This is a genomic window from Streptomyces sp. NPDC059255, from assembly GCF_042752355.1.
GTDB lineage: Bacteria > Actinomycetota > Actinomycetes > Streptomycetales > Streptomycetaceae > Streptomyces.
The window spans coordinates 1-26,987 of the sequence record NZ_JBHYZP010000008.1; the positions used below are offsets into that span (position 1 = coordinate 1).

Annotated in this window: 27 protein-coding genes and 2 pseudogenes; 18 read left to right on the top strand and 11 right to left on the bottom strand. The window is 69.0% G+C overall.

The features are described 5' to 3' along the window. Together ACFXKG_RS12875 and ACFXKG_RS12880 are read right to left on the bottom strand one after the other, a co-directional pair. Positions 1-114 (bottom strand): annotated as a pseudogene (locus ACFXKG_RS12875) (VOC family protein); the annotation flags it as partial. Continuing rightward, the gene (locus ACFXKG_RS12880) at positions 114-1,028 is read right to left on the bottom strand and encodes a phytanoyl-CoA dioxygenase family protein (RefSeq protein WP_384836556.1); all 915 of its coding nucleotides are present in this window, start codon (positions 1,026-1,028) and stop codon (positions 114-116) included. The gene ACFXKG_RS12880 and the pseudogene ACFXKG_RS12875, both read right to left, overlap by 1 nt. 680 nt (positions 1,029-1,708) lie before the next feature. Here ACFXKG_RS12880 and ACFXKG_RS12885 point away from each other — a divergent pair. After that, on the top strand, positions 1,709-1,876 hold the full coding sequence (locus ACFXKG_RS12885) for a hypothetical protein (protein WP_384836559.1): 168 nt from the start codon (positions 1,709-1,711) through the stop codon (positions 1,874-1,876). A 66-nt stretch (positions 1,877-1,942) separates the two neighbouring features. Here ACFXKG_RS12885 and ACFXKG_RS12890 read toward each other — a convergent pair whose 3' ends face one another. Next, positions 1,943-3,091 carry a hypothetical protein gene (locus ACFXKG_RS12890; protein ID WP_384836562.1) on the bottom strand — a complete coding sequence of 383 codons (1,149 nt, stop codon included), beginning with the start codon at positions 3,089-3,091 and terminating at the stop codon, positions 1,943-1,945. 553 nt (positions 3,092-3,644) lie between these two features. Between ACFXKG_RS12890 and ACFXKG_RS12895 the strand changes: the two genes are divergently transcribed. The 6 genes from ACFXKG_RS12895 to ACFXKG_RS12920 all read left to right on the top strand — a co-directional run bounded on the left by ACFXKG_RS12895 (position 3,645) and on the right by ACFXKG_RS12920 (position 6,685). Beyond that, positions 3,645-3,773: a hypothetical protein gene (locus tag ACFXKG_RS12895; RefSeq protein WP_384836565.1), complete on the top strand. Its 129-nt coding sequence runs from the start codon at positions 3,645-3,647 to the stop codon at positions 3,771-3,773. 84 nt (positions 3,774-3,857) lie between these two features. Continuing rightward, on the top strand, positions 3,858-4,184 hold the full coding sequence (locus tag ACFXKG_RS12900; protein ID WP_384836567.1) for a hypothetical protein: 327 nt from the start codon (positions 3,858-3,860) through the stop codon (positions 4,182-4,184). A 50-nt stretch (positions 4,185-4,234) separates the two neighbouring features. Next, complete coding sequence (locus tag ACFXKG_RS12905) at positions 4,235-4,774, top strand: HNH endonuclease (RefSeq protein WP_384836569.1); 540 nt, start codon at positions 4,235-4,237, stop codon at positions 4,772-4,774. 128 nt (positions 4,775-4,902) lie between these two features. Continuing rightward, a complete protein-coding gene (locus tag ACFXKG_RS12910; protein WP_384836571.1) occupies positions 4,903-5,109 on the top strand; it encodes a hypothetical protein in 207 nt (68 codons plus the stop codon). A 54-nt stretch (positions 5,110-5,163) separates the two neighbouring features. Continuing rightward, on the top strand, positions 5,164-5,748 hold the full coding sequence (locus ACFXKG_RS12915; RefSeq protein WP_384836574.1) for an RICIN domain-containing protein: 585 nt from the start codon (positions 5,164-5,166) through the stop codon (positions 5,746-5,748). A gap of 298 nt (positions 5,749-6,046) precedes the next feature. Further along, a complete protein-coding gene (locus tag ACFXKG_RS12920) occupies positions 6,047-6,685 on the top strand; it encodes a hypothetical protein (protein ID WP_384836577.1) in 639 nt (212 codons plus the stop codon). On the opposite strand, the gene ACFXKG_RS12925 is transcribed toward ACFXKG_RS12920, so the two are convergent. Next, positions 6,645-7,328, bottom strand: a complete 684-nt coding sequence (locus tag ACFXKG_RS12925; RefSeq protein ID WP_384836579.1) for a GntR family transcriptional regulator — start codon at positions 7,326-7,328, stop codon at positions 6,645-6,647. The two genes, ACFXKG_RS12920 and ACFXKG_RS12925, sit on opposite strands and share 41 nt — an antisense overlap. A 108-nt stretch (positions 7,329-7,436) precedes the next feature. On the opposite strand from ACFXKG_RS12925, the gene ACFXKG_RS12930 reads away from it, so the two are divergent. Both ACFXKG_RS12930 and ACFXKG_RS12935 read left to right on the top strand, forming a co-directional pair. Continuing rightward, positions 7,437-8,603, top strand: coding sequence for a mandelate racemase/muconate lactonizing enzyme family protein (locus tag ACFXKG_RS12930; protein ID WP_384836582.1), 1,167 nt, complete (start codon positions 7,437-7,439; stop codon positions 8,601-8,603). Between the two features lie 143 nt (positions 8,604-8,746). After that, positions 8,747-10,117 carry a cation:dicarboxylate symporter family transporter gene (locus tag ACFXKG_RS12935; protein WP_384836585.1) on the top strand — a complete coding sequence of 457 codons (1,371 nt, stop codon included), beginning with the start codon at positions 8,747-8,749 and terminating at the stop codon, positions 10,115-10,117. Between the two features lie 154 nt (positions 10,118-10,271). Here ACFXKG_RS12935 and ACFXKG_RS12940 read toward each other — a convergent pair whose 3' ends face one another. Continuing rightward, entirely contained in the window at positions 10,272-10,670 is a 399-nt protein-coding gene (locus tag ACFXKG_RS12940) for an enolase C-terminal domain-like protein (protein WP_384836588.1), read from the bottom strand. 76 nt (positions 10,671-10,746) lie between these two features. Beyond that, positions 10,747-10,983: pseudogene (locus ACFXKG_RS12945) on the bottom strand (cation:dicarboxylate symporter family transporter); the annotation flags it as partial. Positions 10,984-11,626: 643 nt separating this feature from the next. On the opposite strand from ACFXKG_RS12945, the gene ACFXKG_RS12950 reads away from it, so the two are divergent. The 5 genes from ACFXKG_RS12950 to ACFXKG_RS12970 all read left to right on the top strand — a co-directional run bounded on the left by ACFXKG_RS12950 (position 11,627) and on the right by ACFXKG_RS12970 (position 17,642). After that, entirely contained in the window at positions 11,627-12,247 is a 621-nt protein-coding gene (locus ACFXKG_RS12950) for a transcriptional regulator (RefSeq protein WP_384837024.1), read from the top strand. 4 nt (positions 12,248-12,251) lie between these two features. Beyond that, the gene (locus tag ACFXKG_RS12955) at positions 12,252-12,689 is read left to right on the top strand and encodes a RidA family protein (RefSeq protein WP_384836591.1); all 438 of its coding nucleotides are present in this window, start codon (positions 12,252-12,254) and stop codon (positions 12,687-12,689) included. A 55-nt stretch (positions 12,690-12,744) separates the two neighbouring features. Next, positions 12,745-13,662, top strand: coding sequence for an ornithine cyclodeaminase family protein (locus tag ACFXKG_RS12960; RefSeq protein WP_384836594.1), 918 nt, complete (start codon positions 12,745-12,747; stop codon positions 13,660-13,662). Next, a complete protein-coding gene (locus tag ACFXKG_RS12965; RefSeq protein ID WP_384836597.1) occupies positions 13,659-14,828 on the top strand; it encodes a DSD1 family PLP-dependent enzyme in 1,170 nt (389 codons plus the stop codon). The genes ACFXKG_RS12960 and ACFXKG_RS12965 overlap by 4 nt, the downstream gene beginning before the upstream one ends. Positions 14,829-16,229: 1,401 nt before the next feature. Continuing rightward, positions 16,230-17,642: an MFS transporter gene (locus ACFXKG_RS12970; RefSeq protein ID WP_384836599.1), complete on the top strand. Its 1,413-nt coding sequence runs from the start codon at positions 16,230-16,232 to the stop codon at positions 17,640-17,642. Positions 17,643-17,711: 69 nt separating this feature from the next. Here the strand turns inward: ACFXKG_RS12970 and ACFXKG_RS12975 are convergent, their stop codons facing one another. Together ACFXKG_RS12975 and ACFXKG_RS12980 are read right to left on the bottom strand one after the other, a co-directional pair. Further along, complete coding sequence (locus ACFXKG_RS12975) at positions 17,712-19,643, bottom strand: helix-turn-helix domain-containing protein (protein ID WP_384836601.1); 1,932 nt, start codon at positions 19,641-19,643, stop codon at positions 17,712-17,714. 164 nt (positions 19,644-19,807) lie between these two features. Continuing rightward, positions 19,808-20,704, bottom strand: a complete 897-nt coding sequence (locus tag ACFXKG_RS12980; protein ID WP_384836604.1) for a 3-hydroxybutyrate dehydrogenase — start codon at positions 20,702-20,704, stop codon at positions 19,808-19,810. 516 nt (positions 20,705-21,220) lie between these two features. On the opposite strand from ACFXKG_RS12980, the gene ACFXKG_RS12985 reads away from it, so the two are divergent. After that, positions 21,221-21,898, top strand: coding sequence for a hypothetical protein (locus tag ACFXKG_RS12985; RefSeq protein WP_384836607.1), 678 nt, complete (start codon positions 21,221-21,223; stop codon positions 21,896-21,898). A 48-nt stretch (positions 21,899-21,946) separates the two neighbouring features. Further along, positions 21,947-22,138, top strand: a complete 192-nt coding sequence (locus tag ACFXKG_RS12990) for a hypothetical protein (protein WP_384836610.1) — start codon at positions 21,947-21,949, stop codon at positions 22,136-22,138. 159 nt (positions 22,139-22,297) lie between these two features. Here ACFXKG_RS12990 and ACFXKG_RS12995 read toward each other — a convergent pair whose 3' ends face one another. After that, positions 22,298-23,551, bottom strand: a complete 1,254-nt coding sequence (locus ACFXKG_RS12995; protein WP_384836613.1) for an amidohydrolase family protein — start codon at positions 23,549-23,551, stop codon at positions 22,298-22,300. A gap of 142 nt (positions 23,552-23,693) precedes the next feature. Between ACFXKG_RS12995 and ACFXKG_RS13000 the strand changes: the two genes are divergently transcribed. Beyond that, positions 23,694-24,203: a MarR family winged helix-turn-helix transcriptional regulator gene (locus ACFXKG_RS13000; protein WP_384836617.1), complete on the top strand. Its 510-nt coding sequence runs from the start codon at positions 23,694-23,696 to the stop codon at positions 24,201-24,203. An 8-nt stretch (positions 24,204-24,211) separates the two neighbouring features. Here the strand turns inward: ACFXKG_RS13000 and ACFXKG_RS13005 are convergent, their stop codons facing one another. Together ACFXKG_RS13005 and ACFXKG_RS13010 are read right to left on the bottom strand one after the other, a co-directional pair. Beyond that, the gene (locus ACFXKG_RS13005) at positions 24,212-24,826 is read right to left on the bottom strand and encodes a dihydrofolate reductase family protein (RefSeq protein ID WP_384836620.1); all 615 of its coding nucleotides are present in this window, start codon (positions 24,824-24,826) and stop codon (positions 24,212-24,214) included. Between the two features lie 30 nt (positions 24,827-24,856). After that, positions 24,857-25,195, bottom strand: coding sequence for a cupin domain-containing protein (locus tag ACFXKG_RS13010; RefSeq protein WP_384836623.1), 339 nt, complete (start codon positions 25,193-25,195; stop codon positions 24,857-24,859). A gap of 308 nt (positions 25,196-25,503) precedes the next feature. On the opposite strand from ACFXKG_RS13010, the gene ACFXKG_RS13015 reads away from it, so the two are divergent. Further along, a complete protein-coding gene (locus tag ACFXKG_RS13015; protein WP_384836626.1) occupies positions 25,504-26,985 on the top strand; it encodes an NCS1 family nucleobase:cation symporter-1 in 1,482 nt (493 codons plus the stop codon). Positions 26,986-26,987: the final 2 nt, after the last annotated feature.

Here is a 26,987-nt window from a genome sequence, read left to right on the forward strand (position 1 = left end):
GACCGTGCTCGGGTCGGTGGGCGGGCGCAGGGTGACGTCCGGCTTGTCCGGGGTGGGGCCGCCGCCCGGGTTCATGATGATCCATCCGTTGGCGATTCTGAAAGTGCAGGGGTTCAACCAGACCGACACCAAGGCGTGAGGTCGAGCCCCGGATACCGCAACGCCATCCCAGCCAGCGTCTCCGGTGTCCAATAAGGATGCCCAGGCGGTGGGAACCCGAATACCTGGAGCTGACGCGGGGTGGCCCGCTCGACGAACGTGAACCAGTCCTCCTGTACGGCGGAGTAGGCCCAGCCCCGGCGCTGACCCCAATGGACACCGGAGGGACGGAAATTCACATGCATGGTGTAGCGGGCGCCCCGTGGCGCGGTCATGGCCGTTCCGCGATGCACGGTGCCGATCTCGAAGGCGACGACCGTCCCGGCGGGGCCGGCTGCGGACACCTGCGCTTCGTACAGGTGCGGGCTTCCGCTGCCGTCATGGAAACGGCTCCTGCTTTCGAGACCGGGCCGCAGATACCTGTCGGGCACGGCCGGGAGGTCAACCGTGTGCCTCCGTGGGACAAGGTGCGCCGGGCCGAACTCCTCTGGCACGTCCGCCAGGTACACGAACATTTCCAACTGGCGAAAGCCGGGCGCGGTGCTGGGCACCAGGAGGGTATGGCCCAGGTAGTCGCGGTGCAGGTCCTGGTCGTAGTCGCTGGCGCCGGCGTACTTCGCCCAAGCCTCCGCCCCGGAGATCTGGAAACCGTCGTCTTCCAGCAGCGTCCCGGCGAGCGCCAGGATCCGGTGGTTCACAGCCAGCAGGCTGATCTCCGTGCTGGCGAACGGAAAGTAGTCGATCCCGGCGAACTGGTCGCCGACGAAGCGCTCGCGTCGCGGATCGGTTGCGTCGTGGAACCCCGCGGCGGACGGGAAGAGCAAGTCCAGCTCGCCCGCCGCGGGCTTCAACTCATCGTGCGGGATGAAGCCAGGGAGGATGACGAAGCCGTCTTCATGCCACGCTTGAGCCGCTTCTTCGAGGTCCATCGGGCCAGGGTGATCACGGCGAGCGCCGCAGGCAAGCGGTTTTCCGGTTTAGTCAGCTCGCAGGACTCCGTTGCACAGTACACGTAGCAGGGTCAGGACATCGCGGTTGTCAGCATCGGTGAACGCGTGGATCGCTCCCAGGATCGACCCTGGCCGGCAGACAGCCCAGCGGGTACCAAGCGACAGCGTCGTCGACGCCCGGTGAACCAAAAGCTGGAGCAGACCGTCTCAGGGCTGTTCCGTGTGCATTCCTGCTCGGGGCGAACGAATTGCAGGAAGACATGGGCACGGGAAATGGGACGGGGCGGGAATGACGTGGATGCCAGGGAGTTTCGGTGAACACTTTACGAATAGCCAGAGCGGTTCTCGTCGGGTGCGCTGTCGGAGGGGGGCTTGTCGCATGTTCAGGTGGACCGCCGACAGGGAACGCGGAGCCGCATTCTGCCTCCCCTCGGGTTTCGGCGCCGTCGTCTGCTGATGCGCTGCGGCCGACCGAGCCTCCTGCCCAGTACCGGCCGCAGAGCGCGAAGGACGTGGGCGCTGTTCCGCGGACCGGGCGTTTGGGCCAGGGCGAGGTCGTGCTGCCCTGGTGGTATCGAGGGGCCTCTCAGGACGGCACGAGACTGTTCGTCTACTACGTGGAGGGAAACCCATGTACCGAGGACTTTCTCGGTTTCGCGGTGACCGAGAGCCCCACGGCGGTCGAGCTCACCCCGGTGGCACGCGGGACGGAATCGTCTGACGCTACGTGCCCGGCGATCATGCTGCTGGCCCGTACGGGCCATGTCGATCTGCGGGAGCCGCTGGGCAAACGTCAGCTGCTGCACGCCGCGGTCACCAAGCCCTGACCCTGACATGGGCCTGGCCCTCCCCACCGCGGGAAGGGCCAGGCGTTTCCGCGTTCCGTTGTCAGATCACCCGGTGTTGATGGTGGTCCTCGAGATGCTCATCGCGTTCTGAATGTTCACGTAGAACATGCGCCAGGCACAGGTTCTGCCGCCGCCTGTGGGCACTCCCGTGCAGGTGACTGCCGTGTTCGTGTCGATGGCGCTGATGATGCCGCTGGCGGTGGCGGTGGCTCCGCCGTCGCTGCGCACGCCGTAGACCGGCCCCCCGCTGTCGCCGTTGCCTGCCGCGTTGGTGCGACCCTGCTGCTCCGCCTGGACCATGCCGGGAATCATGAGGCCGCCCATATTGAGGGTGACGTTGTTACGCGTCACCTTGACCACGCAGCGGGAGCCCGAGAACGATCCGGAGGTGCATACCTGCTGTCCGACTTCGGGAAAGGCCCAGCCCTTGACAGTCTTGCTCGTGGCGTCGCTGCCGGATGTCTGGTCGGACTGGACCGATCCGTGCCACACCGCTGCTCCGCCGGGTGTGTTGATCAGCTGAGTCTCGTAGGCCGGCCAGTTCCCCTCGGCCTTCCCCATCGTGTCGTAGCCACCGTCGACCCAGTTGTCCCCCGTCTTCCCGCAGTGCGCGGCGGTGAGCACACGTGTCGTACCGTCGGAGTTGCGCCGCACCCCGAAAGCGGAGGTGCAGGCGTTGCTCCCGGTGGTATTGATCATCAGGGCGCCGCCCCAGTACGGGCTGCTGTCGTCCATCCGGTCCACCGGTGCGGGCTCGGGTGCAACCTCCAGGGACACCGGCACCTCGGTGTCGATGCCCGAGGCGGCGGAAGGCACGAGCTGCTGGTCAGCGCGGGCTCCCAGCGGCGCCCCGGTGCCGTCCACGGCGACGTTCAGGCCGGATCCATCGTGCAGCGGCGCTGCCTTGACCGCCTTGCCGAACGACGTGTCCGGCCGCGCCATCACCTGCTCGACCTCGTGGTTCAGTTCGGCGAGCGAGAACCTGGCCGGGTTCAGCCGAACCGCGCTTTCACCGAGCGCGTTCAAACGAGTGACCAGGGACTTCACCTCGGCCGGGACCGCACCCTTCCAGTAGAGGTCGAGTACGGACTCCTCCACGGTCAGCTTGATACCGCTGAAATTTGAACGCGGATTTTGGGCGACTGCGGCGCGAATGCTCTTGGCCGCGTCCAGCAGTGCGTCCTGACGAGCCATGAGCTGCGCCGACGGTGTGGCCGGCGGCGGGGACGAAGGTCCACTCCGTTCAGCCGCTTCGGCCTGCAGGCCCGGAGCCAGGAGAGTACCGGCGGACAGGGCCACGCCGAGGACGGCGAACAGCGCGTTCCTCGGGAGAGATCGTGCTCTCACAAACCATCCTTGAGACATGAGGCATTGCCTATGGAAGACGCCTGCGTGACGGAAGGTGCGCTTGTGGTGCAGACCCCGCACTGCCAAGAACGCGCAAATGTTCGGTAAAGGAAATGCCTGAATGACGGAGAACTGCACAGTTGCAACCGGAACTCACTTATCGACTTATTCAGGGATGAATGAAGAATAAATTCCGAAAGAAATTCAAGGGAGTGGCCCCAAGGTAAGGTCGCCCTTCGCTCCGGCCCGGTCCCAGGGTGGAGGAAGAGCAAAAGCCTCGGAGGCTGGGAGCAGAGGTTCCTGTCACGCGGGACAGAGCGCTTGAACGGAGGCATCTGACGGACGCGGAATGGTCCGTGAATCGGATGAACGGCGTCGCGACCGCGTTGGGGGTAAGAGAATGAAAGCCCTCGGAGACCCGGAGCCGGAGGGCAGTGAGGCCGCTTGTGACTCCCCGGCCGAGCGGGACGAACCGCTCCGCCACGTGACGGAGCGGTTCAAGGCGTCCCTCCCCGCCGTGGACCACTAGGAGCTCGCGCGGCGCAAGTAACCGGCCCCGGCTCGCCCTTCCTGCCGATCGGCGGATCCCTGTCTGCGGCCGGTACGGTGCCCGATGACAGGCCGGCAGCAGAACAGAGTGGAACGTGGCGGCCGAGCCGGTGCGAAGGCGCGCTCGGCTTCGGGCGGCGGCCGTGCTCTTCACGCCCGGGGCGCCTATCCCGGGATCACCAACGGACGCCGCTTCATCGACAACGCCTTCTTCGCCATCATGTACTGCTTGGCCGGCGTGGGCTTCGCAGCGGTCCCGCTGCTGGCCTGGCGCAGGAGCAGAGGCCGGTACGCGGACGCGGGCTTCGGCCGGACGGTGTGGTCCCCGTGGCTGGACCACCAGCTTCCCGGGTTGACCGTGCGTCAGCGCGCTGATGCGCCGCGCCCCTGATCGGGTGGGTTCCTCCGCGGCACGGGAGCCCTGCGATAGATGTGTGACACATGATCACGACACGCGTACGCCGATGGGCCACCGCCGGTGTCCTCACCCTGACCGCCGTGCTCGGCACCGCCGCGCCCGGACCCGCCCTCGCCGCCCCCAACGCCGCACCGCTTCTCCAACTGCCCGAGCGGCCGCCCGCCGACGTCGCGCGTGGCGAGCTCGCCGGGCTGAACGTCGAGGCCCCGCACCCGATGAACGGCTACAGCCGTACGAAATTCCCGCACTGGGCCACCCAGTACGGGCCCTGCGACACCCGCGAGGTCGTGCTGCAGCGTGACAGTCAGGACGTGGGCCGGGACGACCAGTGCCGCGCCGTGAGCGGCACCTGGTACAGCGAGTACGACGGAAAGACGCTCACGGCCTCCGGCCAGGCCGACATCGACCACATGGTGCCCCTGGCCGCCGGCTGGCGCGCCGGAGCCGATCTGTGGGACACGGCCAGGCGCAAGGCGTTCGCCAACGACCTGGAGCACTCGCAGCTTCTCGCGGTCTCCGCTTCGTCCAACCGCTCCAAAGGTGACCAGACTCCCGACCTGTAAAAGCCGCCGCTGCGGTCGTACCGGTGTGTCTACTCGAGGGCCTGGGACAGCGTGAAAAGCGTCTACGAACTGAACGTCACCGAGGCGGAGAAGACCGCCCTGAACGACATGCTCGACACCTGCCCCGGATGAACACCGGCCGTCCCGAGCGGTACACCAATCAGGTCACCGCGGGCCCCGGCGGCGCCATGACCGACGAGGTAGGCGTCATCACCGGCGACCTCACCCTCACCGGCAGCCCCGCACCCGTCCCACCGGACGGACTGCACGTCCTCCACACCCGGGTGATCGAGGCCGTACGGCACGGGGCCCAGGCCGTCGTACCCGGAAAGTGAACCCCGCTCCGCCCGTACACAGAAGACATGCCTTTATGAGACAGGAGAGATCGCATGGCTCGAAAGTCAGGCCGACTCGGCAGGCACAGCGTGGCGGCTGCCCTGACGGGACTGTTCGCTCTGTTCGTCCCGGCTTCGGCGCAGGCCGCCGAGAACCCCGGCATCCGGTACACGACGAGCTTCCGCAACGCGGCCATCTACGAACTGCGCGCCTCCGCCGGCGGGAAGTGCCTCGACCTCCGCGGCGGCGGCCGTCCCAAACTCGGAACCGTCGTCCAGACCTTCGACTGCAAGAAAGCGCTGCACCAGCGCTTCCACTTCCAGAGCCTGGGCAACGGCAACTTCACGATCGGCGCCTTCGGCACCTACTGCCTCGGCCCGCAGGGCGGCAGCCCCACACCCGGCGCCCCGGTCATCCTGACCACCGGCTCGGGCTGCTCCACCTTCACCTGGAACTACCGCGGCACCCCGGAGCAACCCAACCGCTGGGAGATCGCAGAGACGAGCACCGGGCAGTGCACCCGGGACACAGGACGGCGCTCCCAGACCGTACTGGGCGCCTGCGGCAGCACCACAACCCCGGGACCCGAGGTATGGGCCCCACAGTTCGACGAGTACTGGAACTACGACCAATTCTGAGCCCGGCGCCCGCTGAACCACGCGATTCCGCTACAGCCTTCGAAGCCGCCCTCGCCCCTGTCCCTCTCGCCGGCTCGGGCCGTCGGCGCCGTGGTCCCAGCACCATGCCTCGCGCCGCCCCGCCCGGTGAGAGGACCCGGCGAGGCGGTACCAAGGTGAAGGACGTGCAGAGGGCCAACCGGCGAGGCTCAGGTCGACACACGGCACAGCGTCCGTCGACTTGTCAGCCAGACCTGAGCGGTGAGGAATTCCGGGGTCTGTCGGTACGGACCTGACTACAGAACTTCACGCCAGCGGCATGCCGGAACCTGTGCTGTCCGGTGGTGAGGGATCAGCGGTGGGCGCCACGGTGGCTGGGAGCGGGGTGGCGCCGGGTACCCCGGCGCGGGAGCAGGCGGCGGTGGACGCTCTGCTGTCCCTGGGCGGGCAGACGCTTCCGCTGCTGCGCCAGTGGGTCGGCTCGGATCCGGGCTCCGGTGTGGCACGGGCCCTGTTGGCCCTGGCCACTTGCGGCCGGTGGGACAAGGCCGTACTCAAGGAGCAGCTGGTCATCGCCCGCCGCGACGCGCTGGCCGCCGGTGAGCGCGAGGTGAGTCTGGTGTACGGGGTGTTCCTCCACACGCACCGGCAGTACCGGCTGACGGCCGATCACCTGGTGGGACACTTCGCCCATTGGCCCGCCGATGAGCCGGCCGGTCTCCTCCTTGGCGCGTTCCACGCCAGCGGGGACGCCGCCTACCGCGCGCACGGTGACGCACTGACGGAGGATCAGGCGGTGGTGGCCGGCCCGGCGAGCTGGCCGTGGCTGAGCTGGCTGGCACCCACACCTCCGGCGACGCTACCGGCAAAGCCGGGCCCGAGGACACACCGGTCCGGGCGCCCGCCGCACAAACGCGTCATGTCGTGCGGGTGCCTTCGCGGTCCTCAAGGGCGCTGATGGCGGTGGCGGTAAGGCTGTGGGTGATGTGATCGCGCATCAGTTGAGAGGCTTCGGCGGCCCGGCCGTCCTCGATGAGGTCGACGAGCTGGTGGTGTTCCTGGAGGTCGCGGGTGCGGGGTTCGTCGCCCGGCGGGAGTTCGAGGCCGAGGCGCCGGTAGCGGTCGGACTTGTCCCACAGGTCGTCCAGGAGGTGGATGAGGACGTCGTTGTGCGAGGCACGGTAGAGCGCCTGGTGGAAGGCCCGGTGCGCGGTGAGGGCCTCCTCCCCCCACTGCCGGGTGACGGGCAGGAGCTTGTCGAGGGCTGACCGCGTGGTGGCGATGTCGTCGGCCGTGCGGCGCGCTGCCGCGAGTTCGGCGGCGGTCGGGTCCAGGGACAGGCGGACCTCGAACAGCTGGCGGGCCTCGTCGGAGTTCATCACGGAGACCCGGACGTCGCGGTGGGTCTCGACCGTGAGCAGCCCCTCGCTGCTGAGGCGCCGGATCGCCTCGCGCAGGGGCGTGATGCTCATGTTGAGGGACTCCGCGAGCGCGTACTGCGCGAGCCGGGTGCCTGCAGGGAGTGTGCCGGTGAGGATCTGGTTGCGGAGCTCCGCGTAGGCGAGGTCGCTCTTGCTGACGAACAGGTTCGTGCCGGCCATTGCGCCCTGTGCATCCTTCCCGGGTGCTCGCACCCCCCTTGACAGTTCCCGTGATGTCACCTCAGCCTATCAGCGAGGCATCTTATAAGATATTAGAAGGAAGGCTCCATGAAGATCACCAACGTGTACGAGGGCGTCGTCCCGATCAGCTCCTCGATCCGCAACGCCTGGATCGACTTCAGCTCCATGGACTGCTCGATCGTGGCGATCGAGAGTGACGTCATCCGCGACGGCAAGCCGGTCGTCGGCTACGGCTTCAACTCCAACGGCCGCTACAGCGCCGGCGAGATCCTGCGCCGCCGCGTCCTGCCCCGCCTGACGGCGGCCGAGCCGGGCAGCCTCCTGGACGCGGAGGGCCGCTTCGACCACGCCAAGGCGTGGGACGTGATGATGAACAACGAGAAGCCCGGCGGCCACGGCGAGCGCTCGGTCGCGGTCGGCGTCGTGGACATGGCCCTGTTCGACCTGGCCGCCAAGATCGAGGACAAGCCGCTCTACCGGTACCTGTCCGAACGCTTCGGCGACGGGCAGCCCGACGACTCCGTCTTCGTCTACGCCGCGGGCGGCTACTACGCCCCCGGCAAGACCCTCTCCGATCTTCAGGACGAGATGCGCGGCTTCCTCGGCCTGGGCTACGACGTCGTCAAGATGAAGATCGGCGGCGCCGGCCTCGCCGAGGACCTGCGGCGCATCGAGGCCGTCATCGAGGTCCTGGACGGCGACGGTTCCCGGCTCGCCGTCGACGTCAACGGCCGCTTCGACCTCAAGACGGCACTGGAGTACGGCCGGGCCATCGAGCCGTACGGACTGTTCTGGTACGAGGAGATCGGCGACCCGCTCGACTACCACCTCAACGCCACGGTCGCCGAGCACTACAGCGGCTCCATCGCCACCGGTGAGAACCTCTTCTCCCTGCAGGACGCCCGCAACCTGATCCGCTACGGCGGCATGCGCCCCGACCGCGACATCCTGCAGTTCGATCCCGCGCTCTGCTACGGACTGGTCGAGTACCTCCGCATCCAGGACATGCTCCGCCGGCACGGCTGGTCGTCGCGCCGCTGCATCCCGCACGGCGGGCACCAGTTCTCCCTGCACATCGCCGCTGCCCTCAAGCTCGGCGGCAACGAGTCCTACCCGGGCGAGTTCCAGCCCACCGGCGGCTTCGCCGACGACGCCGTGGTCGAGAAGAGCCGCGTCGGCCTGACCGACACCCCCGGCATCGGCTTCGAGCGCAAGGCCGCCTTCCACCAGGTGCTGCGCAACCTGCACAGCTGACCGCTGCCACATCGCACCGTGACGGCGCAGCTCCATCAAAGCGCCACGTACGACCCCGGGGGGCGCGAGCCGCTTCGCGTCCCCCGTGCACACCCCCCACGGGACAGGGCTAGACACGATCGTCGTGCAAGGGAGCACCATCGATGACATCCACTACTACTGCCGCCGGCCGCCCGCAGCAGTCACGGCTGAACCGTCTGCTGCGTGAGCTGTGGTTCCAGGTCCTGCTGGGCGCAGTCCTCGGCATCGCGGTCGGCATCCTCGCCCCCGGGCTCGGCAAGGAACTCAAGCCGCTCAACGACTGGTTCATCGACTTGGTCAAAATGATCGTCGTCCCGGTCGTCTTCTGCGTGGTCACCACCGGCATCGCCTCGATGGACAACCTGCGCAAGGCGGGCCGGATCGGCGTGAAGGCGATCGGCTACTTCCTGGTGCTGTCCCTGTTGTCCATGCTGATCGGGCTGGTGGTCGCCAACATCTTCCAGCCCGGTTCCGGCCTCCATGTCGACCCTGCCTCGCTGAACGCCGACGACGTGCCCGACACCGCCACCGAGCACGCCACCCTCACCGGCTTCGTCTCCTCCCTGATCCCCAGGTCCCTGCTGGGCGCGATCACCGGCGACGCGATCCTGGCCGCGCTGATGGTTTCCATTGTCTTCGGCGTGGCCCTGAACATGGCCGGCGAGGACGGCGCGCCGCTCAACCGGGGCATCAAGGCGCTGTCGGACGTCGTCTTCCGCATCGTGGGCTGGGTGATGCGTCTGGCACCGCTGGGCACCTTCGGCGCCCTGGCCACCGTGGTGGCCACCTACGGCGCCGAGAGCCTCAAGCAGCTCGGCTACCTGATCATCCTGTTCACCGCGACCTGCGTCGTCTACGTCCTGGTCGTGCTCGGGGCCATCATGCGCGCCTGCCGGCTGAGCCTGTTCGGCCTCATGCGCTTCCTCAAGGCCGAGCTCCTGGTCGCGCTGAGCACCTGTTCCAGTGAGGCCGTCCTGCCGCAGCTCGTGCGCAAGCTGGAGATCCTGGGCATCGGCCGGCCGGTGGTCGGCATCGTGATCCCTTCGGGGTTCTCCTTCAACCTGGACGGCTCCGCGGTCTACCTGACCATGGCCTCCCTGTTCCTGGCCCAGGCCATGGGCATCGACCTGTCCTGGCAGCAGCAGGTGGTCATGGTCGGCGTCATGATGCTCACCAGCAAGGGCACTGCCGGCATCGCGGGCGGCGCGTTCATCGTGCTCGCCAGCACCGTCACCGCCGTCGGGCACATCCCGCTGGCCGCGCTCTCCCTGATTGTCGGCGTCGACCGCATCCTCAACGAGGGCCGCGTCTTCATCAACGTCCTCGGCAACGCGGTGGCCACCATCGTGATCGGCAAGTGGGAGAACGACATCGACACGGACCGGGCCCGCGAGATTCTGAAGTCCGGCGAGGCCACCCCGCTGCCCGCCGCTGCGCCCACCGACGAGACCGAGGCCGCGACCAGCACCGCCAAGATTCACGCAGACAAGTGACCGGGGCCGCCGAGCGCGGGCACCCCGGGCCGCCATACCCATGACCCACGCGGCGGCCTCCCCCACGCCGCCGCGTTCGGGTCGCTCGAGGAGCCCTTGGCGGACGGTTGACCTGGGAGGGTCGTCCTGGTGCTGCACGCCCCGGCGGTCCGGGCTACTGGCCGTACGTCACATCGACGCGGTAGGCGTTGATGAGGTCCTCGTCGAGGTAGACGCCCAGGCCGGGTGCGTCGCTGACCGGGACCCGGCCGTCGATGAGCGGCAGCTTGTTGGCGACCAGGTCGGTAGCGAGCGGTCTGATGCTCTGCGTGTGCTCGATGAGGTCGCCATCGGGGATGCTGGCCAGGAAGTGGACGGTCGCGGCCAGGAGAACGCCGGTGCTGAAGCCGTGCGGTACGCACCGGACCCCTGTCGCGGCAGTGAGATGGTGGATGCGGCGCATCTCGGTGATCCCGCCGCAGCGGGTGATGTCGGGCTGGACGATCTGCGGGCGGGTGGCCCGGATAAACTCGTTGAACTCCGCCGCTGTGGTGAGGAACTCGCCTCCGGCCACGGGCGTCGGGATGGACTCCGCTGCCGGTGAACCTGGCCAGCCCCACGGCGATCAGCAGGATGACGGTGGTGACGACCTCGAAGTAGAGGATGGCCTTCCCCGCGATCCGGCCGACCTTCTTGACCGACTCCTTACGGGCGATGCTCAGCACGATCAGCGGGAAGACCAGGGGCAGAACCACGACCTGCACCAGGTTGAGGAGGAGACCACCGAGGATCTTCATCTGTCGCCAGCGGCCGGTGCGAGGGCTCGGATGAGGGCGCCGAGACCGACGGCGATGACCGACTGCATGTCGATCGGCATCCGCAGACATCGCCGCAGAAACCCTGGCCGGGGGTCGGAACCTGGGTCTGTGCTGGTGGCCTGGGGCGATGGAGCAGTCACGATGTGCCTCCGGATGGGGCGGGTGGGTGATTGGGAGCGCGTCCCAAGAGGGCGGTCTGCCCGGAGCCTGTACAGCGGGCCGTCGGCTGAAGCCGGCGATGACGAACGGGCGGGATACCGCAGGGCGCGTGTGAACGGGCCGGTAGTGCCAGACCCGCTGGTTGGCCTGTCTCCGCCGAGGCGCAGGGGCCGGGAAGCCGGCTGTCGGTGGGGGCGGCACGGATGTTTCTGCGAGCGAAGCGGTACCGGCCTGCCTCCGTGGTGGTCGGCCGACGCTGACCGGACCAGAACTGGACGGAAACTCTAGAGATAGATAGATTATCTGTTTAGAGGTAGACGGAAAATCAAGATGCTTCTGGATTGCCGCCCTCGCGCACGGCTGAATCTCGGGCCTCCAGGTTGATGCCTGCGCGGAGTGCCGAACCGAGGCAGGAAGCAAGGAATGAGCGGTAGTGACAGCACCACGGAATGGGGGGCAGGCAGTGCCCCCTGAAGGCACGAGTCACACAAGCGGCCGGCATGACAGGCGGCAACGAGACGGGCAGCTTTTCGGCTCGGCGGCGCCCGGGGCACTGGAGGACGAGCACCTCCTGGCCGAGGCGGAGAAGATCACCCAGGCGCTGGGCCGCATGTTCCCTGGAATCTGCGAGGTCGTGCTGCACGACCTGCGGGACCCGGACCACGCCATCCGCTCCATCGAGAACAACCTGTCGGGACGTCAGGTGGGTGACTCCGCCACCGAACTGGGTCTCGCTCGCATCCAGGATCCGCACTACCCCAGCGTCATCCAGAACTACGCCAACCAGTTCCCCGACGGACGCCCCGCGAAGAGCACCTCGATCGGGATCAAGAACGCCGCTGGGCAGTACATCGCCGCCCTCTGCCTGAATCTGGACATTTCGACGCTCTCGCCCCTCACGCTGACGCTGTCGAACCTGGTCGCGACCGATCCCGAGAACCGGGACGTCCAGTTGGAGAGACTGAGCGACCGCAGCCGCCGGGAACTGCGCGAAGTCATCGAGACGGCCGCCGCCGAGCGCTCCACCACTCCGCGGGCCCTGTCCAGGGAGGCGAAGAAGGACCTGGTGCGGCGCCTGCACGAGGACGGCTACTTCGACACCCGCAATGCCGCCCAGACCATCGCCGATCTGCTCGGCATCTCCCGAGCCAGCGTTTACTCCTACACGAAGTGAGACGATGACCACCAGCGAGATCACCACGGGGAACGACCGCCCCCACACGGGCGGCACTCATCTGATCGACACATTCGACAGCCCGCAGCTGGCCCCGCCGGCAGGCCGCTACTCGCACATCGCCACCCACCGGGGCGTGGCCTACATCTCCGGCCAGCTCCCTGTGACGCCCGACGGGGCCCGTCTGGCTGGCGAGCCGTTCGAAGTCCAGGCGCAGCAGGTGCTGAGCAACCTGGACGCCTGTCTGGCCACGGCCGGCACCAGCCGCGAGCGGCTGATGTCGGTCACTGTCCACGTGACGGACATCGGTGACTGGCCCGCCTTCGACCGGCTTTACCAGGACTGGCTCGGTGCGAACAGGCCCGCACGGGCCGTGGCCGGCGCCCACGAACTGCACTATGGATCCGCGGTGGAGGCGCACGCAATTGCAGCCCTCGTCTGACCGCCGTCCCGTGCCGTACGCGGACCCGAAGCCGGGAGCGCACGGCCTGCTGTACATGACCGAAGAACAGACCGCCGTGCTGGTGGACGAGTCCCTCGCCCTCGACGCGGCCCGCGCCGCGTTCGCCGCCACCGTGGAAGCCGCCGCTCTCCCCAGCCTTGTCGTGCACGGATCCGACCCGCGTAATCGGTTCAGCCTCAAGCCGTCCGCCTCCGCGACCCACGCGGGCGTGAAGATCGGCACCTTCTGGCCGGACAACCCGGCGCAGGGTCTGCCCCGGCACCACTCCACCCTGCTGCTGTTCGACCAGACCATCGGCAGGATCGCGGCAGTCCTGGAGGCCGGCACCGCCAACGCCTATCGGACCGCCGCCGCCGATGCCCTGGCCGTCGACCTCCTTGCCCGCACCGGCTCCGCCACCCTGGCCGTTTTCGGCACCGGTCACCAGGCCGCCTACGAGGTCCGGGCCGTCAGCCGCGTACGGCCCATCAGCACGGTGCTGGTCGTGGGACGGGACAAGGACCGCTCCGGCCGGCTGGCCGCGCAGTTGGCAGCGGAAGGCCACGACGCGCAGACCATCGGCGCCGAGGAAGCCTGCGCACGGGCCGACGTCATCGTCACCGCCACCACCGCCCGGGCCGACACGCCGCCGCTGTTCGAAGCCCGGTGGGTCCGCCCCGGCACCCACATCTCCTGCATGGGCGCCGACGCCCCCGGCAAGCGGGAACTCCCGCCCGAACTGTTCGCCCGAGCCCACGTCTTCTGCGATCTTCCTGAGCAGGCCCGGCGCATGGGCGAGAGCCAGCACGCCCCACAGGACACTGTGCTCACCGCGCTCGGCACTGTCCTCACCGGGCGCGCCCCGGGGCGGGACGCCAACGACGACATCACAGTCTTCGACAGCTCCGGGATCGGTCTGCAGGACCTCTACCTGGGCCTGGCCCTCCTCAAGAAAATGGACGTAACCCTGTGAACACCACCCCGCCCCCGGATGCCGTGACAACGCTGGCCGACCCCGACACCCCGTTCGCCGTCGTCGACGTGCACAAGGTCCTGCGCAACATCGACCGGCTGGCAGCGCGGGCCGACCGGCTCGGCGTCGCTCTCCGGCCGCACATGAAAACGGCCAAGAGCCGCGACGTCGCCGCCCTGATGCACGGCGGTACCACGGGTCCGGTCACCGTCTCCACCCTCGCCGAGGCCGAGGCGTTCGCCGACGGCGGTTACACCGACATCACGTACGCCGTCGGCATCGACCCGCACAAGCTGCCCCGGGTCATTGCCCTCCTGCGCCGCGGCGTCACCCTGCGCGTCCTGCTCGACAGCCGCGAACAGGCCGTCTTCGTCGCCGGTACCGCCCGCGAAGCGGGTCTCGTCGTCCCGGCGCAGATCGAGATCGACTGCGACGGCCACCGCGGCGGCCTCAAGGCCGATGCCCCCGGACTCGTCGGCATCGGCCGCATCCTGCACGAGGCCGGCTGCCTCGACGGCGTCCTGACCCACGCGGGTGAGTCCTACTTCGCCTACGCCCCGGAAGACCAGCGGCAGGCAGCCGAGAACGAACGCGACACCGCGGTCGCGGCAGCGGAGCGGCTGCGCGCCGCCGGGCTGCCCGTCAGCACGGTCAGCGTCGGCTCCACACCGACCGCCCACGCGGCCGAGAACCTCACCGGCGTCACCGAACTGCGCGCCGGAAACTACGTCTTCTTCGACCTCGTCATGGCCGGCCTGGGCGTCTGCCGTGTGGAGGATCTCGCCCTGTCGGTGGTCGTGACCGTCATCGGGCACCGCCCCGAGTACGGCTGGATCGTGACCGACGGCGGCTGGATGGCCATGTCCCGGGACCGCGGCACCGCGAACCAGCCGACGGACCAGGGCTACGGCCTGGTCCTCGATCTGGCGGGTGACCCGATCCCGAACCTGGTCATGAGCGCGGCGAGCCAGGAGCACGGCACCCTCACCGCCCGCGACGGCGCCGACCTGCCCGACCTGCCGGTCGGCACCCGGCTGCGCATCCTGCCCAACCACGCGTGCGCCACCGCCGCCCAGCACCGCGGCTATCACGTCATCGACAGCACCCACCCCACAGCCCCCGCACCCGCTGTCCAGTCCACCTGGGAACGCATCACCGGCTGGTGATCAGCAGAGGGCGACGGCCCGGTGGGCGGCGAGCGCGCGGCGGTAACCCTCGTACGCTGGCTGTCTGGCCGCCGCCGGGCCGGTGGGCGCGGGTGCGGCCGTCGGGGCCGTGTCGGTTGTACAGGCGCGAGGGCGGTCGTGCCGACGGGCAGGACGTGAACGCTGCGGACCGCTTCGGTACCGATCGTGCTGTTCGCGGTGGTGACGATCCGGGTGGTGATGAGGCGGAGCTGGGTGAGTCCGGGCGCAGGTCCAGTTGCCCGGTCTCCGGGGGGAAGGCGGCGGCCGCGACGTGCGCGGGCAACTGCGGGGCGACGGCCGCGGCGAGGTCGGGCCAGGCATTGAGGACGCGGCCGCCCGCGGAGGGGAATTCCCAGGCCCGGTCGGTCATCAGCCCGGCCAGCACCGCGCCGGGCCCGGAGGGCTCGCGCCCGTCCCGCTTCCCGGTGGTCAGGCGGCGCCGGCGCGGGGCACGGACCTCGCTGCCGTTCTTCCTGGCGGCCAACCGGGCCTGTTGCAGAGAGACCCGGGCGAGGTGCCACGGGCCGCGCCCGGCTGATTGGCACGCCCTGGACGTCCGGCGGGGAACGTCCGTTCACCATGTCGCGGCAGGGCGTTGCCCCCCTCGCGCGGGAAGCACTCTTCCTGACCTGCGGCTTCAGAGGCGCTTTGCCATTCCTGGACCGTCGCCTGTCGCCATCACCACTCATGATGCCAGAGCCGTCCACTGAAGTGCCGACTGAAGTCTCGGGGCCATCAGCACACCGAAAACTCGGGGGTACGTAAAGCCCACAGCCCAGCCACTTCGCCCCAGACCCACTCGGCGGTCTTGGGCCCCTACACGAAGCCGCTCTGCAAGCGGAGCTGTCCGCGCCCCCTGGATCCTCGTCCAAGCCCAGAGCGCGGACCAAGATCCGGACCATGCACGGACCGAGCAGCCATCATCCAGGTCCAGTTCGGGCATTTAAGCAGGTCAACCTGCACGCCAGCCCTGCACCACCAGCAGACGAAGAATCTGCTGGGACGAACGCACACCACGCGCAGGCGCAACCCCTCGTCCGTGCCGCAGAGCCGGGCGACAAAGCAGGGTCGGCCTCGCGGTCAGGTCGCCACCACGCAACAGCCCTGAGCCGATCAGCCCCAAGATGTCCTACTTCAACGGAGCGTAGTCAGCACGGGAGTCAGCACCGTACCGCCAAATCAGCCCGAACTGCGCGTCCTGGACAGCACTCGTTTCGACCGCCTTCGAGCCCTGAACCGCCCTTCCGTAAGCCGTCATGGTGACTGCGCGCATAGCTGACCCTCGAACTGTGTTGCCCCACCACATGTGCGCCTGACCTGCGTGTTTCTACCGTGTGCCGACACGTACCCGTCCCCACCTCACACCAGGAAGTGGCGCACATGGCCTCCGCAGCATCTGCTCCCCCGACACCCGCCAACCTGAAGCGCATCGTCGCCGCCAGCCTCATCGGCACCACCATCGAGTGGTACGACTTCTTCCTGTACGGATCCGCAGCGGCCCTGGTGTTCAACAAGCTGTTCTTCCCCGACTCCGATCCGCTCGTCGGAACACTGCTGTCGTTTCTCACCTATGCCGTGGGGTTCGCCGCCCGGCCGCTCGGGGCGTTGGTGTTCGGCCACTACGGGGACCGGATCGGGCGCAAGAAGCTGTTGGTTCTCAGTCTGTTGATGATGGGCGGGGCGACGTTCGTCATCGGGCTGCTGCCCACGCACGCCACCCTCGGTACGGCCGCTCCCGTGCTGTTGACCGTGCTGCGGCTGATCCAGGGGTTCGCACTCGGTGGTGAGTGGGGCGGGGCCGTGCTGCTGGTGTCGGAGCACGGGGACGCCGAGCGGCGTGGGTTCTGGGCCTCGTGGCCGCAGACCGGGGCTCCGGCGGGGCAGTTGCTCGCCACCGGGGTGCTGTCGGCGCTGACCGCACTGCTCTCGGAGGACCAGTTCGTCGCGTGGGGGTGGCGCATACCGTTCCTGCTCTCCGGTGTTCTGGTGATCGTCGGCCTGTGGATCCGGCTCTCCGTCGACGAATCCCCGGTCTTCAAGGCCGCGTTGGCCCAGGCCGCAGAGCGCAGGGCCGCGGCCGGCGGGGCCGAGGCGGAGGCCGAGAAGATGCCGCTGGTCGCCGTGTTGCGGCACCACTGGCGGGACGTGCTGGTGGCCATGGGCGCGCGCATGGCGGAGAACATCAGCTACTACGTGATCACCGCGTTCATCCTGGTGTACGCGACGAACTCGGCGGGGCTGAGCAAACAGACCGCCCTCAACGCCGTACTCATCGCCTCCGCCGTCCACTTCGCGGTCATTCCCGCGTGGGGCGCGCTGTCGGACCGTATCGGCCGCAGGCCCGTGTATGTGATCGGCGCGGTCGGGGTCGGGGCCTGGATGTTCCCGTTCTTCGCCCTGATCGACAGCGCGGGATTCGGCAATCTGATCCTTGCCGTCACCGTCGGACTGGTGCTGCACGGTGCGATGTACGCACCGCAGGCGGCCTTCTTCTCGGAGATGTTCGCGACCCGGATGCGCTACTCGGGCGCGTCGATCGGCGCGCAGTTCTCCTCCGTCGCGGCAGGTGCGCCGGCGCCGCTGATCGCGACGGCGCTGCTCGCCGAATACGACAGCTCTACGCCGATCGCCCTGTACGTCATCGCCGCCGCGCTGATCACTGTCGTCGCCATCGCGTGTGCGCGGGAGACCCGGCACCGCGATCTGACGGACGTCGACGCGGACACCGCGCGGCCGGGAGCGCCCGCGCCACGGCAACAGGCCGACGCCGACTCCCGTACTTCCAGCGCCTGAAGCGGCCGACGGCCGGTGGATGATGGACGGTGAACTGCGCGTTCACCGTCCACCATCACCGTTCGCCGTTCAGCGGATGACGGCGTCGGACATGGCGTGCAGCCGCAGGGCCAGTTGAATCTCCAGGGCCCGGGCCGGTGACTGCCAGTCCGCGCCGAGCAGCCGGGCGACGCGTTCCAGACGCTGGGCGACCGTGTTGACGTGGACGTGCAGTGCGTCCTTCGTACGGGCCGGGCTCATCCCGGACGCGAAGTAGGCCCTCATGGTGCGGACCAGGTCGGTGGAGCGACGCAGGTCGTAGGCGATGACTTCGCCGATCGTGCGATGCACGAAACCCTCGATGTCCCGGGCGTCGGCGAGCAGCAGTCCGAGAAAACCGAGGTCCTGGGCGGCGGCGCCGTCGCCCGAGCGGCCGAGCAGCCCGAGCGCGTCGAGGCACCGCCGGGCCTCCGCGTAGGCCTCTGCTATCGCGCCCGGCCGCGCGGCGGGTGACGCGACGGCGGCGGAGGCTCCTACGGTGACGGGCTCGCGCAGGGCCCCGCCGAGTTGCTTGGCCGTACGGCGGGCGAGACCGGCGGCGGTGTCGTCAGGGGCGAGCGGCAGGAGGAGGACGGTGCCTCCGTCACGCGTGGCGGCCAGTCCCTGTCCGGTGGCGGCGAGATGGGACGCGGCCGACCACAGCCTGCGCCGGTCGGCCGTCTCCCGTTCCGTGGCTCCGGACGTGCCGGGGGCGGGGCCGTCGATCCGGGCGGCCAGCACCACATGCGGCGCGTCGAGGTCCGCGGGGAGCCGGGCGGCCCGCTCGCGCAGCAGGCGGGGGTCGCGGTCGGGAGCGTCGAGGAGGTCGTCCAACAGCTCGCCCCGCACCCGCTGCTCGGCCTCGCCGGCGGAGCGACGGGCCAGCAGCAGCAGCGAGGTGACCATGGCGGCACGCTCCAGGGTGCGCTGGTCGACGGAGTCGAGACCGGGATGACCGCGCAGGACGAGCGCGCCGAGCAGTTCGCCGCCTGCCCAGACCGCGGCTCCCCAGACCTCGCCGTGGCGGGTGGCACGGCCTTCGGTGCCGGTCAGGTCCAGCGCGGTCACGGAAGGGGAGTCCGGCCCGGCGAACTCGACCGTGCCGTCGAGCACTTCGGAGAGGGCACTCGCCACGTCATGGACACCGCCTCCGCCCAGGACCAGTTCGGTCAGCCGGTCGTGCACGTCCGAGGCACGCTCGATGGCCGCGCTGTGTTCCTTGATGATCTCGTTGGCCCTCTCCAGTTCCGCGAGCGCCGAGCGGGTCTCCCCGAGCAGATTCGCGGTGTCGATGGCGACCGCCGCATGGGCCGCGAACGAACCCAGCAGTGAGATCTGTTCGCGCTCGAAGACCCGGGCGTGGCGGTCCGCGGCGAAGAGCACCCCGATGACCTGACTGCCGAGCATCAGCGGCACACCGAGGATGGCGACCAGCCCCTCGTCGCGTACGCCGGAGTCGATGGCCGCGGTGTGCCGGAAACGCGGGTCGTCGAAATAGCTGTCGGTGACGTACGGCCGCGCGGTCTGGGCGACGAGCCCGCCGAGCCCCTCCCCCATCCCGAGCCGCAGCTGCTGGAAGCGGGCCGCCACCGACCCCTCGGTGACTCTCATGTACGTGTCGCCCGCGGCCGGGTCGTTCAGGCACAGATAGGCGACCTCGGTACCGAGCAGGGAGCGCGCGCGCTGGACGATGGCCCGGAGCACGGCGTCGAGATCGCGCAGTCCGGCGAGGTCGTGCGCGGTCTCGAAGAGGGCCGACAGCTCGGCCTCCCGGCGCCGCCGCTCCGCCAGCTCGGCCCGTACCCTCAGGGCGAGCCGCTTGGCGTGCTCCAGTGCGGCCAGCGTCTCCGGACCCCCGCCGTCCGCGCGGGCCAGCAGCGCGGGCCGGTCGTACGCCTCCGCCGCCGCGCCGCGTGCGAGGAGTTCCAGGTAGGAGACCTGATCGTGGTGGGTGACATGGGAGTTGGGCTGCGGCTGGGACATGGACACAGCATGACCTGTCATTCGGCCGGCCGCGCCGGCCTGTGGACAACGGAAGCGATGCGGAGAACGTGGCTCCGGCGACGAGGCGAGCGTACGTACCCGGCGGCGCGGGCGCGGAGGGAGCGGAGGGATGGGAGGGAGCGGAGGGATCCGCCGGACCGGATCTAATGCGCGGTCCAGCCCCCGTCGAGCGTGAGGGACGTGCCCGTGATGAAGGACGCCTGCGGGGTGCAGAGATAGGCGACCGCCTCGGCGACCTCGTCCGGTTCCAGGAGACGTTTCAGGGCGGAGTCCTGGAGCAGGACCTCCGCGACGACCCTCTCCTCAGGGATCCGGTGCGTCCGCGCCTGGTCCGCGATCTGCTGCTCGACCAGTGGCGTACGCACATAGCCGGGGTTGACGCAGTTGGAGGTGACCCCGTGCGAGGCGCCTTCCAGAGCTGCGGTCTTGGAGAGTCCTTCGAGACCGTGTTTGGCGGCCACATAGGCCGACTTGTAGGGGGAGGCGCGCAGCCCGTGCACGGAGGAGACATTGACGATCCGGCCCCATCCCTCGGCGTACATGTGGGGAAGCGCGCCCCGGATCAGCCGGAAGGGCGCCTCCAGCATGACGGTGAGGACGGTGTGGAAGACATCGGGCGGAAAGTCCTCGATGGGGCGGACCAGTTGTAGCCCGGCGTTGTTGACCAGGATGTCCGCGCCCTCGGCCGCCGTCTCCGCGGCGTCCAGGTCGGTCAGGTCGAGGACCCGCGTGTCGAAGGCCCCCGCGGCCCCGGCTCCTTCCGCTTCCCCGGCCAGGGACGCCAGCCCCTCACCGTCCCGGTCCACCGCTCTGACCCTGGCTCCGGCCGCCGCGAGCCGCAGCGCGCAGGCGCGGCCGATGCCGCTCGCGGCACCGGTGACCAGCGCGACGCGGCCCTCAAGATCGAGCGCGACGGAGGCGAACCCGCCGGGAGCGGCGGCGATGCCGCCGGTGGCGGGACCACTGGCGGCCGGGCTGCCGCCCGCGGTGCGGGAGCCCGGCGTACGCGGAGAAGGACCTGGTGTGGTGGGGGCGGTCATAGTGCGCACCCTAAGCAGCGCTCGAAGCCTCACCGATAGGGTCAACGCCCACACTTCACCATGGATTGGTGGGTGCGAACCATGTGAGGGCATCGATGAGCGCCCGCTACGCGAGGAACTACCCGATATGGCGAAGTACACGCGGTATGCATGCAATTACCGGCTTCACGAGTGGATCATGTCCCTTGATCTTTTACAGCGGTACGGAAAGGGACGTCAGTGGCCGACAGCAGGACTGAGACAGCCAGGAAAGCCGCCGGGGCGATCGGGCTCGTGACCCCGGTAGGCACAGCAGCAGCGCCCCAGGCGCCCGCCGCCGACGAGGAGTGGCGCTGCCGGGCGGCAGCGCCAGGGTGTACTACGGGGAGGGGCAGCAGGGCGTGATCCGGCCGGTCGTTCTGGCCGACGGGTTCAACCTCGGGCCCGACCGACTTCGGCCGGCTCCGGGACGCGCTAAAGAACGGGCAGTACCCGTTCGTCGGCGAACTGCGGCGCCGGGCACGCACGCTGGTCCTCGTGGGGTTCGACGAGCACAGTGAGTCGATCCTGCGGAACGCCGAGACGGTGACCGCCGCGATCCTGCGGACCATCGCCGAGCAACTCGGCGACACCCGGCTCCTCGTCGGCGGGTTCAGCATGGGTGGCCTCGTCACCCGGTACGCGCTGGCGAAGATGGAAATGCAGCGCATGGACCACCGGACCGGCGTCCATCTGTCCTTCGACAGCCCGCACCGGGGCGCGTGGGTGCCGATCGGGCTGCAGGCGTTCGCGCACTATCTCGCGCAGACCGGCGACGACACGTACCTGCGGCAGATCAGCAGCCCCGCCGCGCAGCAGATGCTGTTTCGGTACCTGGACGGCGTCAAGGGCACACCACAGGAGAGCCCGCTGCGCACCGAGTTCAAGGAGCGGCTCCAGCAGGTCGGTTCGTGGCCGCGTATCCCGATGCTGCTCGGGGTCTCCAGCGGACGCGGCGACGGCGTGGGCAACGGGTGTGCGGGCCGGGGCGAAGGCGCTGACCTGCGCCGGACCGCTCTTCGACGGTACGCACTTCCTCGCCCAGTCTCAGGGCGACGCGGAGGCGGCCGTACTGAGCGGCGTCCTCGGCGGCCCGCACTCGATCACCACGAGCGGCCTGGCCGAACTGGACGGAGCGCCGGGCGGGACCCTCGAATCGTTCGGCATCCTCGGTGACGCTCTCACCGCATCCGGCGAGAGCGTGGACACGGCCCACCGGTCCGTGTGCTTCGTGCCCTCGGTGAGCGCGGTCGCCATCCGCGACCTGGCCAGCAGGAAGACCTGTACACCAACATCGGCTCCCTGCCCCCGGACCAGTCCGAACTCGACGGCTACCTGCTCTCCGGCAGCAATGATCCGCACGCCGGAATGACGGCCGAACTCGGCGAGTGGATCCTCGACCGCCTGCCCGACTGATCCGCCCCCGGGATACCAGGCCCGTCCGGGACAGACTCTTCCGGGACAGCCCGTTGCGGGTCGGCCACACCGGCCCGCAACGGGCTCAGTCCTCGCCGAACAACCGCTGCCCGCCACGTTCCCCGTGGTGGGCAGCGGTTGTTCGCCGGGAGCGGGTTTCTACGAGGCGGAGAGTGTGGTGCGGGTGCCGCGGCGCCACGCGTCACGCAGGTTGAGGGTGTCGCTGATCGTGGTGGTGGGGTCGCCGTCCACGAGCAGCAGGTCGGCCCGCAGGCCCTCGGCGATACGGCCACGGTCCTCCAGGCCGAAGCGGCGTGCCGGGGTGAGCGTCGCCGCGCGGAGGGCCTGGGCCGGGGCGAGGCCGGCCTGGACGAGGTACTGGAGCTCTTGGTGGACGCTGGCGCCGTGGACCACACCGCCCAGGAACGGCAGCGGCAGGGGGGCCGCGTCGGTGCCCGCCATCAGGTCGACGCCGGCGTCGTGCAGGGCTTTGACCGAGGCCAGGACATCCTCCAGCCTGCCCTGCGGGTAGCGGTCGTAGCTGCTGTTCAGGGTGTTCGTCCATGCCTCGGTCAGGCGTGAACCGACGCGTGGGTCCTCGGTGAGGGATGAGCCGGTGATGCCCATCATGGAGGCGTTCAGGACGACGCAGGGGACGACGAACGCGCCGGAGGCGGCGATGAGGCCGATGATCTCGTCGGTGTGCGGCCGGTCCATGAACAGATGGGCGAAGCCGTCGACGCCGGCCTCGACCGCCATCCGTGTCGCGTCGACGGTCAGGGTGTGGGCGATGGCGAGCATCCCGTGCCGGTGAGCCTCGGCGACACCGGCGTTCAGGGTTGCCTGGTCGAGCATGGGCAGACCGGGATGGCCTTCGACCGTACCGTCGTCGACCATGAATTTGATGTAGTCCGAGCCCGCCGCGACGAGCCGGGGGACGAAAGCGACCGCTTCTTCCGGCGTGGTGGAGAACGGCATCAGGGGCATCTCGCGGGGACCGGGCCGATCGCCCCGGTCGTCCGGTGCGCGGTGACCCGCCGGTTTGAAGTCCTTGGGCATGAGTTCACTGGGGTGGCCGCCGGGAGGAGTGATGCCGAACCCCGCGGAGCGGACATCGGCGACGGAATCGTTCTCCGTGATGTGCGTGCGACGGGTCTTGGTATTCATGCCCTGCATCTCCAGTTCGGTGGTGATCCCGAACCGCAGCGCCAGCGCGAGTGCCTCTTCGGAGGTGTGGACATGGGCGTCGAACAGACCGGGCAGCAGCGTTCCGCCCCTGGCGTCGACGATGTCCGCCCCGGCGGGCGGTTCACCTCCGAGGGCGGCGATCCGTGGGCCGTTCAGCACGACGGTGGTGTCCTCCAGCACGTGCTCGCCGTCGAACACACGGCCGTTGATGATGGCTGTGATCATGACTCCCTCTTCTCCGGGCAGGCCCGCCGCTCCGCTGATGCCGAGTTCTCCCCACCGCGACGGCCACATTAATGCAACTTGCAATTCCATGCACATTCGCATGCTTCTGCGAGTGTGCAGATACGTGCGCTAGGCTGCGGGGGTGACCAACACGGACGCCTCCATGCCGCAGGGCCAGGCCCTCCTGGATGCCGTCGGCACGGCCTTCGCCCGGCTGAGGCGGCGCACCATGCAGGCCCCGGTGGACCCTCCGGTGGGGCCCAAGGACCTCAAGCGCAATCTGGTCCTCAACATCGTCGACGAGGCGACCGAGGCGAAGACGGAGATGACGGTCGGCGGACTCGCCGAACACCTCCTGGTGGACCCGTCGGTGGCCAGCCGCATGGTGAGCGATTGCATTTCCCACGGCTACCTGGCCCGCGCGGCCTCGCAGCAGGACGGCCGCCGCACCGTGCTCCACCTCACCGAAGAAGGCATCGCACTCCTCCAGCGCTTCCGCCACCAGCAGCGGCAGGCATTCGAATACATCACCCGCGACTGGCCGGAAGCCGAGCGGCTCGAATTCGCGCGCCTCCTCCTCAAGTACGCGGACTCCACGGCCCGGCTGCCCGCACCAGGCGCCCTCGGCGGACCGCCGCCGCCCGTCACGTAACGACGTCGTCAGAGGATGTCGTAGCTCAGGTGCGTCGCGGTCGATGTCGGGGTCACGCTCCGCCGCACCAGTGTGCGCGGCGCTCCACCGGTGAACAGGGGCGTCCCGGCGCCCAGCACGACCGGCGCCAGGTGCAGGGACAGCGTGTCGACCAGCCCGGCGTGGAGCGCCGAGGCGATCGTGGCGCCGCCGCCCATGAGGACGACGTCGAGGTTCTTGCCGCTCTCCGACGACGCCGCCTCGGCGCGCTCGCGCGCGGCGGCGACGGCGTCCGGCAGACCGGTGGTGACGAACGTCCAGTCGAGGCCGGTGAGCCGCACCGACTCCGGCGGTGAGCTCGTCACGACGACGAACGCGGGCCTGCCGACCTCGCCGGCGCCGTAGCCGATCGTGTCGTCCCAGCCGTCCGGCCCGTCGACCACGTCGAAGAGCCGGCGGCCGAGGACGACGGCGCCCGAGCGGGCGGTCCCCGCACGCAGGACCCGGCGGTCGTCCGGGTCGTCGGAGAACGCCCAGGTGTGCAGGGCCTCGCCGCCGGTGCCCAGACCGTTGGCCGGGCCGGGGTCAGGTCCGGTGACGAAGCCGTCGAGGGAGACCGAGATGTCAGCGATGATGCGCGTCATGCCAGGTTGGACCCGACGCGCGGCCCGAACTCATCGCCGGTAGCGGATCTCCAGCATCAGGCAGCCTCCGGTTGTCCGGTACGGGCCGTGTTCCATGCCCGGGGGCCGGGAGGCGAACTCTCCGGCGCGGAAGGTCTGATCCAGGGTCAGGTCGTGCAGGTCGCCTTCGAGCAGATAGACCTCCTCGACCCACTCGTGCCGGATCACTCCGGAGAGCGAGGTGTCGAGGCCGGGTTCCCACCGCACCAGCCGGGTCAGCACCTCCGGATCGGCCTCGTCCCTGCTCAGAATCCTCTCCACGGTTCCGGGCTGTGGCCCGCCGTGCCACTGCATGGTGTCCGGTGAAAAGAATTCCCGCTCGTTCTTCATGACAGTGACTTTCTGTAAGCGGTGAGGGCCGGTTCAGCACAGCCTAGAGCGCGCGCCGAGGTCCGGTCCTCGGAGGGGGTTACGGGCCCGACCCATCGCCCGCCGTTCCCGCCTTCCACAACCCTGCTCCGGGACGAGGGGGTTGTCGGCGGGCGACCGAAATCCCGGACGAGTCCCCGCTCGAAGTCCCTGCTTCCGAGCCCTTGACGGTGGGGGTGGCGAAAACTACGTTCTCCTTCACGGAAAACAGTTTCCACTTTGTGGAAACTTCAAGAGTGTGCCGCCTTCCCTCTCCCCCGGAGCTCCGTATGACTGCTACGGCTGACCGACCACGCGTGGACACCGGCAACGGTGTGAGTTCCGGCCTCTACACCTACGATCTCGCTCCGACGAAGCGGGAAGGGCGCCGCTGGGGCGCCTACAACGTCTTCACACTCTGGGCCAATGATGTGCACAGCCTCGGAAACTACGCATTCGCCATCGGCCTCTTCGCCCTGGGGCTGAACGTGTGGGGCATCCTGGCCGCCTTCACACTCGCCTCCATTCTGCTCTTCCTCCTGCTGACACTGTCCGGCTTCATGGGGCACAAGACGGGCGTCCCCTTCCCCGTCATGGGCCGCATGGCGTTCGGTGTCAAAGGGGCGAGGATTCCGGCTGTCGTCCGGGGCGTTGTCGCCATCGCCTGGTTCGGCATCCAGACCTACCTCGCCTCCTCCGTGCTGAGCGCGCTGCTCATCGCGATGTTTCCCGGCCTTCGCACCCTGGCCGGGAACTCCCTGCTCGGCCAGTCGACGCTCGGCTGGATCACCTTCCTCGCGTTGTGGATGCTCCAGGTCCTCATCGTGAGCTACGGCATGCAGATGATCCGGCGGTACATGGCCTTCGCGGCGCCCACCACGCTGATCACCATGTGTGCCCTCGCGGTCTGGATGTTCGTCCGCGCCGACGGCTCGATCTCGCTGTCCATCGACGAGCCGCTCATCGGCGGCGCGATGTGGATGCAGATCCTGCAGGGCGCCGCGCTGTGGGTGGTGATCTACGGAACGTTCGTGCTCAACTTCTGCGATTTCACCCGGTCCGCCAAGGACCGCAGCTCCATCGTCCGCGGAAACGTGACCGGTATCCCGGTGAACATGCTCTTCTTCGCCGTCATCGTCGTGGTCCTCAGCGGGGCACAGCTCAAGCTCGACGGGCACGTCATCACCAGTCCCACGGACATCGTCCGGACGATCCCGAACATGTTCCTGCTGGCCACGGCCTCGCTCGCGCTCATAGCCCTGACGGTCGCGGTGAATCTGCTGGCCAACTTCGTGGCACCGATCTACGCGCTGATCGACCTCTTCCCACGCCGGCTGAACTTCCGCCGGGCCGGCCTGGTGAGCGCGGTCATCGGTCTGGCGATCCTGCCGTGGAACCTCTACGACAGCCCGGTCGTGGTGAACTACTTCCTCGGTGGGCTCGGCGCCCTGCTCGGACCGCTGTTCGGTGTGATCATGGCGGACTACTGGCTGCTGCGGAAGTCCCGCGTGAACGTGCCCGACCTCTACACCGAGGACGCACAGGGCGATTACCACTACCGCCGCGGCTACAACCCCCGGGCCGTCGCGGCCTTCGTCCCCAGCGCGGCGATCGCCGTCACCATGGCCCTGGCGCCCGTCTTCCACTCCGTGGCCGGGTTCTCCTGGTTCATCGGCGCCCTCCTCGCCGCGACGGTGTACGCGGTCATCGCCGACCGCACCTCGCTGTTCCGGGACGTGGACGGCGAGTCCATCGCCGTCGCCGCCGAATGAAC